This window comes from Paenibacillus sp. J31R98, from assembly GCF_056269245.1.
In genome coordinates this window covers 76,675-88,880 of sequence record NZ_JBWDNO010000012.1, presented here as the reverse complement: position 1 = coordinate 88,880, position 12,206 = coordinate 76,675, and the positions used below count along the sequence as shown (strand labels likewise).

The window sequence follows — 12,206 nt, the reverse complement described above, 5'->3', positions numbered from 1 at the left end:
ACCAATCGGCCGATTCTTATGCTGAGAGTTCGATTTTTGCACTCTCAGCTTCACTAAGCCACCAATATCAGCCGCTTCCGTATCTGAGAGTTCGATTTTCGCACTCTCAGAGCACCAATCGGGCGATTTTTACGCTGAGAGTTCGAATTTTGCACTCCCTGCTTCGCCAAGCCACCAAACCAATATCGGCCGTACTCTTACCTGAGAACCCCACCGTAATCCTGATAGTGAACCGAATACAAAAAGAGAAACCCGACGTTTAGTGGGTTTCTCTACAATCTAAAGCGCAAGGAGCGTTAAACGCCCCTTGCGCTTTTTCTATTATTCGGCTTTCTCCGACTTATTTAACCGACAGGATCAATTGAACGGTCTTAATCTCGAAAGGCGTAAACGCGAGCGGCATGCTGCCATCCGTAACTTCCAGCTGTTCATGCTTGTCCTCCATTAGATCAGTCAGCCATGCCGCCTTTAGAGGCAGATTGACGTGGAGCGCCGATTGCACGGAGGCACCGCTTGTTTCGTACAGGCGAACGATAATCGCATCGCTGTCCTCCGCCTTCTTCACCGCTTCGATCATAACGCTCGGGTGAGCCGTCTGGAAGAAGGATTGCGCTGCCGACTCTGATGCTTGCTGCGCATGCGAGCCTTCAGCAATTGCCGTTCGAAGCGGCACGTTCAGCTCGTAACCCTGCTTATACACCTCAGCCGCCACATGATCGCCTGCATGCGGATAGAGCGAGTAGGTGAACACATGCTCCGCCTGATCGGCTACAGGGTCCGGATATTTCGGACTGCGCAGCAGGTTCAGATCGAGCGTGCTGCCCTCGGCGCGATAGCCGTATTTGCAATCATTGAGAAGCGCTGCGCCGTAGCTTGGCTCGGACAGGTCGACATAATGATGCGCGCAAATTTCGTCCTTGGCATAATCCCACATCGTGTTGCGATGGGTCGGGCGGTTCAAGTAACCGAATTGGATCTCGCAAGCTGCACGTTCCGAACGGACGTTCAGCGGGAAGGAGGTGCGGAGCATCTTCTCCTCTTCCTTCCAATCGACGGTAGTTACGAAATCAATGCGGCGACTGCCCTCAGTCAGCACGACTTTCTGGATAAGAACGGAGTCGCCATATTGATAGCAGTGGATTACCCCTGCTGCCGGACCGGACTCGAAGGAAGACGATTTAATCAGCGAGAGCGGCGTGCCGCCGGTCTCGCGGTAATCTTGGCGGAAGTCCCAGGCATCACCCTTGTCGTCATACACCTCAAGCAAGTTAGCACGCTCTCCGCTAGCGACAACCTCACGGTTGTGAACCTTATCGAACACGGAAAGTATCGCGCCACCTTCGCTGAAAGTAACCTTCAGCAGATCATTCTCGATGATCCGCTCATCCAAGCTCACGCTCGGCGATATCGGCAGAACGGCATCAGACTGGCTGCTTGCAGCGGCAATCCCCATCGCAGGCACCGTAACATGCTGCCAGCCTCCGTCTTCACGCTCGAACCACTCGGAGCGTTCCCACGGCAAAGAGTTAAATACGGTGAGAGCCTCTCCCGCTGGAGCCGAAGCTTCAGACGCAATTGCTGCGACAGCAACCGGTGAAGCTGCACGCTGCTTCGCAATCACTTCGTACCGTTCTGCAATCAACGCTTCCACCCGCTCCAACAGCACAGCGTACCGTTCGAGCGACTCGTCGTACACTCGCTTAATCGACGAACCTGGGAGAATATCATGGAACTGGTACAGCAGCACTTCCTTCCAGATTTCCTCCAACTCGTCCTCCGGATAAGCGACGCCGCACAGTGAACGAGCCAGCACTGCAGCGAACTCAAGCTCGCGGAGCGCCTTCTCCAGCTTGCGGTTATATCGCTTGTTCCGCGCTTGGCTTGTTAGCGTACCTTGATGTTTCTCGAGATATAGCTCACCGCGCCATGTCTGATAGCTAGCCTGCTTCTCGGCAAGCTTCTCGAAGAACGCCGAGGACGGCTCTTGCACGACTGGACTCAGTCCGAGCAAATTCTTCTCTCGCGCCAGCCGCTCCAGATGCTCTTCACCTGGACCGCCGCCGCCGTCGCCGATGCCGAAGAGCATAAGCGCATGATCGGCAACGCTCTTATCCAGGTAATCCGTCTCTGCCTTCATAATCGAACGCGGCGCAGCCGGACTGTTGTACGTGTCCTCCGGCGGCATATGCGTCAGCACCTTGGAGCCGTCGATCCCTTCCCACATGAACGTGTGATGCGGATGGCGGTTGTAGGTGCTCCATGACAACTTCTGCGTCATCATGTAATCGACGCCAGATTTGCTCAAGATCTGCGGCAGGCTCGCCGTGTAGCCGAACACATCCGGCATCCACAACGACTTCATCTCTTGCCCGAACTCCTGCATGAAATAACGCTTCCCATAAAGCACTTGCCTTACGAGCGCTTCCCCGCCAGGCACATTCGTATCTGACTCAACCCACATCGCGCCTTGCGGTTCCCAGCGTCCTTCCTTTACGCGCTCCTTCACCTGTTCATACAGCGCAGGATAGTGCGTCTTCACCCACTCATACAGCTGCGGCTGGCTCGCTCCGAAGATATAATCCGGATAGCGTTCCATCATCCGCAGTGCTGTCGAGAACGTACGCGCTCCTTTGCGGATCGTCTCCCGAATCGGCCACAACCACGCCAAGTCAATGTGTGCATGGCCGACAGCGCTAATCATCAACGCTGGATCGCCGCCGCGCTTCGCCAGCTGCTCGCTAAGCAAAGCACTTGCCTTCTCAATACGCTCATCAGTCAGCTCCGTGAGAATGAGAGTCGTTTCGTAGAGCGCGCGAGCAATCTTCTCCTTACGCGCGGAGCCTTGCGGCAGCTTCTCTGCCGTTTCCAGCAGCACTTCTGCATCGTAGTAGAGCTGACGAACATTCTCGCGGCAAATCGCGATAACCGCTTCCTTGAGCGTGCCGCTGCGGTACCGGCCAAACAGGTCGTTGCAGCCGGCATCGCCCCACAGATCTATCGTTTCGTCCCCAGAGGACGATTCACTGATGTGGACAACCCGTTTACCCGGCAAGCCGAGCGAATAATCGAACTCTGAATTGATGTTCGTCAGACCCTGCTTCGGAGTGCCAGCCTCATCAACGAGGCACAGCTCTCCGTTTACATCAATGAGAAGCACGACTTTGGACCCGCGCGCCTCTTCCGGCACCTTGCCTGCAAAATGAAACCACGCGCAATCCCACAGCTCGCCCCACCGGTCGCCAGCCGCTACTTCCAACCGCTGTCCCGACATGCGCTCCGCATAAGGAACTGGCTCCTTCGTCACCCAAGCCGTAGCTGACACAGCAGCTAGTGGACGATAAATATATTCCTGCAATCTCCCAAGCATGGACCGCATCTGATCAAATTTAACTGTTTCGTAAGGCATCTGAATCCCCTTTTCCGCAGCGTATTTACTGTCTTCGTTTCCATCCATACGGATGTCCAGCCAGGCTGGCAAACGTTTTCAATTAATGTGATTATTAATATAATATATATTAAATATATATGCAACATCCTGTATAGCAAAAAAGAAGAAGCTCTCCCTTAGGAAAGATTCTTCTTCAGCCACGATTCAACTATTGTTCATACAAAACTCTACTTGTCCGATGGTTTCAACGGGCCTGTCGACTGCCGCATCACAAGCTCAGGCTTCACGATCATTTTGCTATACTTATGCTCTGCCGCTTGCTTATCGTTAATCACTTCAATCAGCTTGTTCGCTGCCTGATAGCCGATCTCGTACTCGAACTGCTTCACATGCGTGAATATGCTCATATCCTCTGCAATCGCCGTCGGATCGTCGAAGCTGACGAGCGATAGATCATCCGGCACCGATAGTCCGCATTGACGTGCAGTCCGGTATACATTCATGCCTAGCTTGCTGTTGAGCGTAATATATGCGGTCGCCATGCGATTGCGGATATACCGGTACAGCGGGTGGTTCTCTTCCACAATGTTAACCGGATCAAACTCGGTAATAATATGTGCCGGATTAATGAGCGCCCCCTTCTTCTTGAGCCCGTCCATATACCCTTGAATCCTCTCTTGCACGGTCACGGTTTGGATCGGCGAATCTGAACAAATCGCGATTTCGCGGTGACCCAGCTCCCATAGATGGTCGACTGCAAGCTCCGCTCCCGTACGACCGTCTCCAGCAATGTAATGCGTTTCCACGCCAGGCAAATAACGATCGATAAGAATGAACGGGTACCCCGATAGCTTCATGCCGAGAATCTCAACGTTGTATTGTTCCTCGTCAACAGGGAAGATCAGCATGCCTTCCGCACCCATATCCGTCAACGTCTGAATCGCTTCATTCTCCACCGAGAGAACGCTGTTCGAGAGCATAATGACAGCCCGGTAGCCCTTCTCCATGAGTGCTCTCTGCACCCCCTGGGTCAGCCTCGCTGCAAAATAATCATGAATGGATGGCAAAATCAGGCCGATAATGCCAGACTTCGTGCCCGCGTGAGCTGCCAGCTCATGACGAACTGCCACACTGCTCGCAGCCGGTCTTGTTTCCACCGCATTCGTTACAGCTTGGCTGCTTACGAAGCTCCCTCTTCCGGGTACGCGCGTGATGACGTTCTCGTTGGCTAAGCCCGTAAGTGCATTAACGACAGTGATTTTACTGACATTGAAGCGCTCCATGAGCTCCTTCTCTGTCGGAATGCGATCGCCTTCCTTAAGGCCGTTCGAGTTAATCAGACTGCGGATATAATCTTGAATCTTCTGGTATAAAGGTACCCGATCCATTGCATTCATTATTAACACCACTCATTCCATGGTTAATATATATATTCAATATAGTATATCCGATTCAAGATTGCTTTATAAATTTTATCAAACTTTTAGAAACTTTTTAGCTTGTTGCAGCCTTTTCTTATAGTATCAGAGAATCAATACAAACTGAAACAAATTTCGTCAATTTTAGACAACTTTCCTTCGTAGCGATTTAGGTCTCCTCATGCCTCTCCTACTTTAGGGCGAGATATCAAGCCGCAACTCTCTTTCTATGGAACTAGCACGCTATTCATATGTGGATAACTAGAGTTGTGGATATGTTTATAGTAGCGAAAAGAGTCCACATTTCTTCGTCTTGCAGACTGTTAGCTGTGGGGATAACTCGGTGGATAAGTTCGAATTCATACACAGGTTCGGTAAAACTTACTCCTTTCGCTGCATCATTCGATACTGAAGCGGTGTGGCGCCGAGGTGCAGCTTGAACAGCTGAATGAACTGGGATGTTGTCGAAAAACCGCAATCCGCTCCAATATCGCTAACCGTCTGCTCCGTGCTCAGCAGCAAATTCCGGCTCTGCTCAAGCCGCCTTCGCAGCAGATAGTTACCTGGGGACATCCCTGTCACTTCCTTGAACAGATGGCGGAAGTGATCCTGACTGTAACCGGCTAGCTCCGACAATGTCCGGATATTAATTGCCCGATTGAAATTCTCGTCCATGTATCTTCTGGCGAAGAACAGCTTGTCTGCCACTGTCTCTTTCTCCCGCTTCGGAGCGCCTGCGGAGTCAAACCGCGCCAGAAGAATGACGGCCTCATTCACCATGAGATTCAGCCTCTCCGTATAATGCGGCTTCCCGCCAATCAGCTCTGCTCGCATTCGCGTAAGCAGCTGCAGCATCTCCTTGGCTTCATTATCGTAATAGAGTCCGTTCGCAAGCGAAGCCGGGTAATCGTCGTAAGTGAAGCCGAAGAACAGCACTTCCGTTGGCGAATCATGCCGCTCATCATGCGTATACAGCGGCCGTGTCAATGTCATGCTTCCCGGCACATAGTCCAGCAGGCCCCCATTCAGGTTCATCTGCCCATATCCATCGGCATAGTAGACCAGCTCAAAACACTGATGATGATGAAAATCGACATATGTGTCTGAGTCATACGTGCTGTAGTAGAAGAAATCCAATTTCCCATTCACGGCCCACACCACACTTTCGCCAGATCCTGTTATTTATTCACCTAATCCATATATCTCATATGCCGCTCTCCACGTAAAGTAGAAGCAGGTGTTCAAATGCGAATTGGAGGGATTACCTGTGACAAGCGATATGGAGCTAACCCCGCAGCAAATCGAGGATTATAAGACAGACGGCTTTCTGTTCATGGATAATGTGCTAACGCCGGATGAAGTTGAGGAGCTGCGCGAAGCATGTGCGAGCGCACAGATTACGATGCTGCGATCTCAGCAGGATTATGAGAACAACACGATCCACTCGTTAGGCATCACGGCGCTGCATCCGGCTATCCTTCGCTTAGCCAAACATCCTGCCATCGTCCAAAAAATCATTCCGCTCATCGGACCCCATATTCAGCTGCAGCACTCTAAGCTCGCTACCAAGCCTCCTTCGAAAGGCCGCGGCATCTTCCCATGGCATCAAGACTACGCTTTCTATCCGCATACGAATACGGATCTGCTCTCGGTCATGGTTATGCTTGACGATGCGACTCCTGAGAATGGCTGCATGAGCATGGTTAGAGGCAGTCATCGTTTCGGCCTGTTAAGCCATGAGAAGAACGGTTCCTTCTCGCCGGAGTGCCAGGAGAACCGCTATTGGACGAACGAGGAATATGAAGTTGTCGATGTAACTCCTCGTGCAGGCGGGATCAGCATTCATCACTGTTTGACGCTGCACGGCTCCGTCGCGAATCTATCAGGTAAACCTCGCAGAGGCATCGTATTCTCTTATCGCGCTGATGATGCCTACCAAATGGCTGATACTATCTTCGACGATACCGGCTTGCTCATCTGCGGAACGAAGCAAGGCGTTGTGCGCTGCGATGTCGGCACGGTATGGCTGCCTGTCCGTCCATTTTGGGGCAATACGTACGGAAGCGCCTGGAATCAAGTTGGTCCATTCGCCCAGCAAACGAATGAATCGGACGGCTCATCTTCGCAAAAATAATTCCTTGTTGCGAACATATGTTCGTTATATTATAATGATCCTGTCGGCAATACTGAAGACAGGAATCTACTAATATAACGAGGGAGCGATTCTCGCGATGACGATGAAATTAGAGCCTTATCTGATGATGGATGGCAATACGAAGGAAGCAATCGAGTTCTACAAAGAGGCTATGGGTGCGGAGGTTCTATTCCTGCAAACGTTCGGCGAAATGCCTGAGAATCCGGAATTCCCGCTGCCTGAAGAAGCGAAGGGCCTTGTCGGACACGCGATGGTTCGCGTCGGCGAAACCGACCTAATGTTCTCCGATAACTTCCCGGGCACGCCGTTTGCAATCGGCAACCAAGTTACGATCTGCATTTCTTCTACTGATATTGAGCGCTCCCGCCAAATCTACGAAGCGCTGCCAGTTGGCGGACAAGTGCACATGCCGCTTACGGAGACATTTTTCAGCCCGGCGTACGCCGTATTGACAGATAAGTTCGGCGTAACTTGGCAAATCTACACACATGGGAATAAATAATTGAAGGCATAGCCCTTCTGCGCAGCCCTTATCGGCGGCCGCAAATTAACAGCTCTGAACGCAACTTTTGCGAGAAGAGCTGTTTCTTGTATAAAAAATGTCAAATTTTCTTTATTCTACGCATGGTAGATAGAGGAAAAACAAGCTATAATTGACCTACGTGGAATCGGTAGGTACACTCGCTGTCGTTCCTACGAGAAATTCAGAAGAAGGGCGTGTAACATGAAGATCCCGGTCGTTAAGAGGTTCAATAAAAAGGAATTCGATATTGTTTTTATTGATCTCGAAGACGTTCTTCTTATGCGCAGCTATCGCGGAGAGGTTTACTACCAGACGAGAGAAGGACTTTATAGTCAAATTTCTACCTTTGAAGAGCACGAACGCTTTCTTGTTGGACAAGGGTTTAAGAAAGTGGACCGTTGTTATGTCGTGCAGATGGATCAAGTCGAGTTTTTTGACGACGTGCAGCAACGGCTCTATTTTGTGAAGCAGCCGGTTAATAGCGACTCGCCAAGCGCACCGGTGTCCGGCGCGCATCTCAAATCGGTGGAGAAGCTCATCAATAATGCAGATTCCGAGGGAGCGTCCGCTTCCATTCGGAACCGTCTACCAGGCGGTCTATCGACCACCTGATGGATGTTTAGCAACGAAGAAGGCCGACCCGTTAGGGTCGGCTTTCTTTGTTGTAATCGTATGAACAGCAGTGCTGCAATCGGCGTCAGCACCGCGAGCGCACCCATGACAGTTCAGATGACCAAGCTAATGCCCCCTCACCTCACCAATACCCGCAACTTTTCATTTTTGGAAACGTCTACCTTTTATGATCATAAAAGTATTCACTACAGGGGGACAATAATGAAAAAAGTCATCTTCTTAACTGCATTAATCAGCGTTCTCATTGGCATTCTGGTCGGAACGGCGGCTGCAGGACAGAAGCCCATCTCGTTAATCGTAAATGGCATGACACAGGAGCAATTCCCTCTGCGAGCGTTGCCTAGTCCGCAAATTGTGAATGGTTTTGTCATGATTCCGGCAGCTGCGCTGAGCCGAACATTCCGCGAGGATGTGAAGTGGGACAGCACTTCGCGCACAATTGAGATCAACCCTGACGTGTGGAAGGAAGGTTCTTTCGGTTATAAAGGAGAAGAATGGCCAAGGGTCAGAAATGCCATTACGAAGTATTTGATAGCCGCGGATGAGCAGGACGCAGAGGCGCAAGCAACCATGCTAATCAGCGGGTACAAGCCAAGCGTGATAAGTGATGGTTATTCCATTATGGATATCCAGTTCAGAGATGGCAAAGACTCGGAAGCCTCTTCTTCCTACACAGTCCGAGTAGCTCTGATGCTGTATAATGCGGAGCAGGAGCGACTCTTACGCAGCGTTCAAGATTTTGTACTCGATAAAACAACCTTAAAGATTGAGAAGATCACCATTGCGCCGGGAGGCGGCCTTCTCGTCAATTACAATATTTTTCCGGGTGTTGAGATCATGACGTCACCCATTGAAGGTTAATTAGGCACGCTAATAAAACACCCCGCCATCACCAAGACAGCGGGGTATCTTTATCTGAGCTTATACGCCATGAGCGCCATTTCGAGGCAGCGCCTTTTATCCGTTTCCATATAGTCCTCTCCCAGCAGCAACGCCAGCTTATCTAAACGATTATACAGCGTCTGCCGATGGATGTTCAGCCTCACAGCCGCCTCCTGCTTGGAGCCCATAGATGCCAAATACACATCCAACGTCGCGATAAGCTGCAGATGATGTTCCCGATCGTAAGCAATCAAAGGCCCCAGATGATCCTCCACGTATGAAGCGAGAAAAGACAGCTTCGGCACAGCCTTCAGCAGCTGATAGACACCTAAACGCTCATAGAACATGCAATCCTCGTACGCCGCCACGCTCCGCGCCACGTCAATAACCTGCTGCGCTTCCTCATAGCTTCGTGACGATTCCGAGATTTGCGCGCGCAGCTTGCCGAAGCCGGCATACAGCTTGAGAGACGAAGCGTGCGATTGCTGCGCAGAATCCTTCAGCTCCTCGACAAGCCGCTGAAGTGTCGCTTGAAGATTTGACTCCGAATCCTTATGCAGCGCTTCTTTGGCACAGAGCACGCAGATCCGGTTATTTTGCATCATGACCAAGCTGTTCAGCCCATGCTTCTTGAGCAATTGTCTGACCAATATGAGCAAATCCTGCTTATCCGCCTCGATCGTTATCGGCTCCGTGTCCGCCGTGTGCTGGATTTCGATGATACCGCCAGCAAACAGATACTCCCCTTTGCTCAGCTGCCGAAGCCCCATTCTCGCCTGCGCCTGGTCCTCGTTCTCAATCCGATTGTTCATAATGTCGAGAATAAACTCGTTATGGTCCCGCGACAGCTTCTCTTCCAGAAACTCCGTCCGCAGCGTAATGGCAGCGACAGCCTTCGTCGTGTAATCGAGCAGCAAGGTGAGCGATTCCGTAACTTCCGGCTTGTTAGTCAGCATGACACCGACATAAGAGAAGGTTTGACCGAAGCAAATGACCGGTTGAACAACAATCAGCTGCTGCGCGCTCATCGTCAGTACGGATACGTCTTTGGCCGACAGCGCTCTGGCATCCAACTGCCTCTGCAGGAAGTTTGTAATCGGACTCGACGCCTTCGCGGTCAAAGCAGGATAGTACACGCTGCTGTGATCGAGCGATGAGAAATACAGGATCTGCCGCCCCGTCTGCTCATGAAAGGCTCTAAGAATCTGCGCGATCCCCGTGCTCTCAATGGTTAACCGCTGCAGCTTGCGGGAATAGACCTCAAGCTCCTTCAAGAATTGATGCTGCCTGTTAATGAGCAGCGCATGAATGTCCTGCGTAATTTCCACGTAACGGACCGGTTGTTCAAATACAATGAGCGGAAAATGATGCAGGTCTGCCAGCTCCACAATTTCCTTCGGAATGGCATCAACCGAGGTTCCCATCTCAATACACAGCCCTGCCGCATGCTGATCAATCAGCTGCTTCATATAAGCGAACCGGTCCTGCTCATTCTGCTTCAGCCACAGCCCCGTCGTTAATATAAGATCGTTCGGGCTCACATACGGAGCCACGTTCGTAATTTCAAGCACATGCACCCAGCCGACAGGGCGATGCATCCCTTCCCGTCCGGCAACCAGCTTCGCTGAGCGGAATATTGGCCTGGCAAGCAGCTGACTGATATCAAACTTCAAATTCGTGTCCATATTTTCCGCCTCCAGCTAGACATTATGTCTATAACAACTAGTCCAACTATACATAACTGTAAAAGAATTCGTCAAATGACTTTATATTTTGTACGATGAATAAGCTCTCGGCCGATCCTATAATAAAAGTGTCAGGAAAGTTCCCATTACGAATCGAGGAGAGACGATCATGAAGATAGGCGTACCGAAGGAAATCAAGAACAATGAATGCCGTGTCGGAGTAACTCCTTATGGCGTGCATGAATTCGTTCAGGACGGACATACCGTCTATGTCGAGACGAACGCCGGCCTTGAGAGCGGCTTTACCGATGCCGAGTACGCACAATCCGGCGCTGTGATTGTGATGGATGCCGAATCCGTATGGCAGCAAGCGGACATGATCGTGAAAGTAAAGGAACCTCTGCCAAGTGAATATCCTTATTTCCGAGAAGGACTCATTCTCTTTACTTATTTGCACCTCTCTGCAGAACCTGCCCTAGCGAAGGCGCTAGTCGATGCCAAAGTAACCGCAATCGCATACGAAACCGTCAAAGAAGGCGGCACGCTGCCCCTGCTCACACCGATGAGCGAAGTAGCCGGACGAATGGCTGCCCAAATCGGTTCGCAGCTGCTTGAACGCTCCAAAGGCGGACGCGGCATTCTACTCTCCGGTATTCCAGGCGTAGCAAGAGGCAAGGTTACGATTATCGGCGGCGGGGTCGTTGGGACCAATGCAGCGAAGATTGCCATCGGCCTAGGCGCGGATGTCACGATTCTCGACCTTAGCGCCAATCGTTTGCGCCAGCTGGAAGAGCTGTTCGGCAACCAAGTGCAGACACTCGTTTCGAACCGCCACAATATCGCACGCAGCGTAGCTGAAGCCGACCTGCTTATCAGCGCGGTCCTTATTCCAGGCGCAAAAGCACCCGTGCTCGTATCCGAGGACATGGTGAAAACGATGAAGCGCGGCGCCGTTATCGTCGACGTTGCAATTGACCAAGGCGGCAACGTGGCGACGATTGATCACATTACGACGCACGATAATCCAACTTATGTGAAGCATGGCGTCATTCATTACGCCGTTGCGAATATGCCAGGCGCGGTGCCGCAGACGTCCACGGTCGGATTGACTAACGCAACGATGCCATATGCCGTACAAATCGCGCGCAAAGGCGCAGTTGAGGCGATTAAAGACAGCGCTGCTCTGCAAAGCGGCACGAACATTATTGATGGCAAAGTCACGTACAAAGCTGTAGCCGATGATCTTGGTTATGCATATACTCCCCTGGCCGAAGTGCTGGAGCTGCATACCGTTCACATATAAAATTTTTCAGAGCAAGAGCCATTTACCTCCCATTTTTTTAAACCCCACAACGAAGTCCCTTTGAGAGATCTCAAGGGGACTTTGTGTTTGCGCGAGGGAAATCGTTATAATGGTGATCGAGCAGCAATTCAGTTTACAATTAACCCCATAAAATACATAAGGAGTGTTGTCGTTTTGGACATCGTGTGGAGCAATCTCATCTATCAAGCTCTGACTATC

General features: G+C 51.2%; 9 protein-coding genes. 5 read left to right on the top strand and 4 right to left on the bottom strand.

The genetic code is table 11. The annotated features are described in order from the left end of the window. Positions 1-340: 340 nt before the first annotated feature. The 3 genes from AC0YNX_RS29530 to AC0YNX_RS29520 form a co-directional block, all read right to left on the bottom strand. Positions 341-3,406 carry an alpha-mannosidase gene (locus AC0YNX_RS29530; RefSeq protein ID WP_475819287.1) on the bottom strand — a complete coding sequence of 1,022 codons (3,066 nt, stop codon included), beginning with the start codon at positions 3,404-3,406 and terminating at the stop codon, positions 341-343. A gap of 209 nt (positions 3,407-3,615) precedes the next feature. Then, positions 3,616-4,785 (bottom strand): GntR family transcriptional regulator, encoded by a 1,170-nt coding sequence (locus tag AC0YNX_RS29525; protein ID WP_475819286.1) that lies wholly within the window; start codon positions 4,783-4,785, stop codon positions 3,616-3,618. Positions 4,786-5,187: 402 nt separating this feature from the next. After that, entirely contained in the window at positions 5,188-5,955 is a 768-nt protein-coding gene (locus AC0YNX_RS29520; protein ID WP_475819285.1) for a helix-turn-helix domain-containing protein, read from the bottom strand. A 118-nt stretch (positions 5,956-6,073) separates the two neighbouring features. Between AC0YNX_RS29520 and AC0YNX_RS29515 the strand changes: the two genes are divergently transcribed. The 4 genes from AC0YNX_RS29515 to AC0YNX_RS29500 all read left to right on the top strand — a co-directional run bounded on the left by AC0YNX_RS29515 (position 6,074) and on the right by AC0YNX_RS29500 (position 8,978). Beyond that, positions 6,074-6,940, top strand: a complete 867-nt coding sequence (locus AC0YNX_RS29515; protein ID WP_475819284.1) for a phytanoyl-CoA dioxygenase family protein — start codon at positions 6,074-6,076, stop codon at positions 6,938-6,940. Between the two features lie 97 nt (positions 6,941-7,037). Further along, positions 7,038-7,463: a VOC family protein gene (locus AC0YNX_RS29510; RefSeq protein ID WP_475819283.1), complete on the top strand. Its 426-nt coding sequence runs from the start codon at positions 7,038-7,040 to the stop codon at positions 7,461-7,463. A 222-nt stretch (positions 7,464-7,685) separates the two neighbouring features. After that, entirely contained in the window at positions 7,686-8,096 is a 411-nt protein-coding gene (locus AC0YNX_RS29505) for a LytTR family transcriptional regulator DNA-binding domain-containing protein (protein ID WP_475819282.1), read from the top strand. A 222-nt stretch (positions 8,097-8,318) separates the two neighbouring features. Further along, entirely contained in the window at positions 8,319-8,978 is a 660-nt protein-coding gene (locus AC0YNX_RS29500) for a stalk domain-containing protein (protein WP_475819281.1), read from the top strand. A 50-nt stretch (positions 8,979-9,028) separates the two neighbouring features. Here the strand turns inward: AC0YNX_RS29500 and AC0YNX_RS29495 are convergent, their stop codons facing one another. Beyond that, complete coding sequence (locus tag AC0YNX_RS29495; RefSeq protein ID WP_475819280.1) at positions 9,029-10,684, bottom strand: PucR family transcriptional regulator; 1,656 nt, start codon at positions 10,682-10,684, stop codon at positions 9,029-9,031. A 169-nt stretch (positions 10,685-10,853) separates the two neighbouring features. Here AC0YNX_RS29495 and ald point away from each other — a divergent pair, with 169 nt between their 5' ends. Beyond that, a complete protein-coding gene (gene ald, locus AC0YNX_RS29490; RefSeq protein ID WP_475819279.1) occupies positions 10,854-11,987 on the top strand; it encodes an alanine dehydrogenase in 1,134 nt (377 codons plus the stop codon). Positions 11,988-12,206: the final 219 nt, after the last annotated feature.

Coding starts and splice junctions, on each gene's coding strand:
- AC0YNX_RS29530 (WP_475819287.1), bottom strand. CDS start 3,406: ATGCCTTACGAAACAGTTAAATTTGATCAGATGCGGTCCATGCTTGGG.
- AC0YNX_RS29525 (WP_475819286.1), bottom strand. CDS start 4,785: ATGAATGCAATGGATCGGGTACCTTTATACCAGAAGATTCAAGATTAT.
- AC0YNX_RS29510 (WP_475819283.1), top strand. CDS start 7,038: ATGACGATGAAATTAGAGCCTTATCTGATGATGGATGGCAATACGAAG.
- AC0YNX_RS29505 (WP_475819282.1), top strand. CDS start 7,686: ATGAAGATCCCGGTCGTTAAGAGGTTCAATAAAAAGGAATTCGATATT.
- AC0YNX_RS29500 (WP_475819281.1), top strand. CDS start 8,319: ATGAAAAAAGTCATCTTCTTAACTGCATTAATCAGCGTTCTCATTGGC.
- AC0YNX_RS29495 (WP_475819280.1), bottom strand. CDS start 10,684: ATGGACACGAATTTGAAGTTTGATATCAGTCAGCTGCTTGCCAGGCCA.
- ald (WP_475819279.1), top strand. CDS start 10,854: ATGAAGATAGGCGTACCGAAGGAAATCAAGAACAATGAATGCCGTGTC.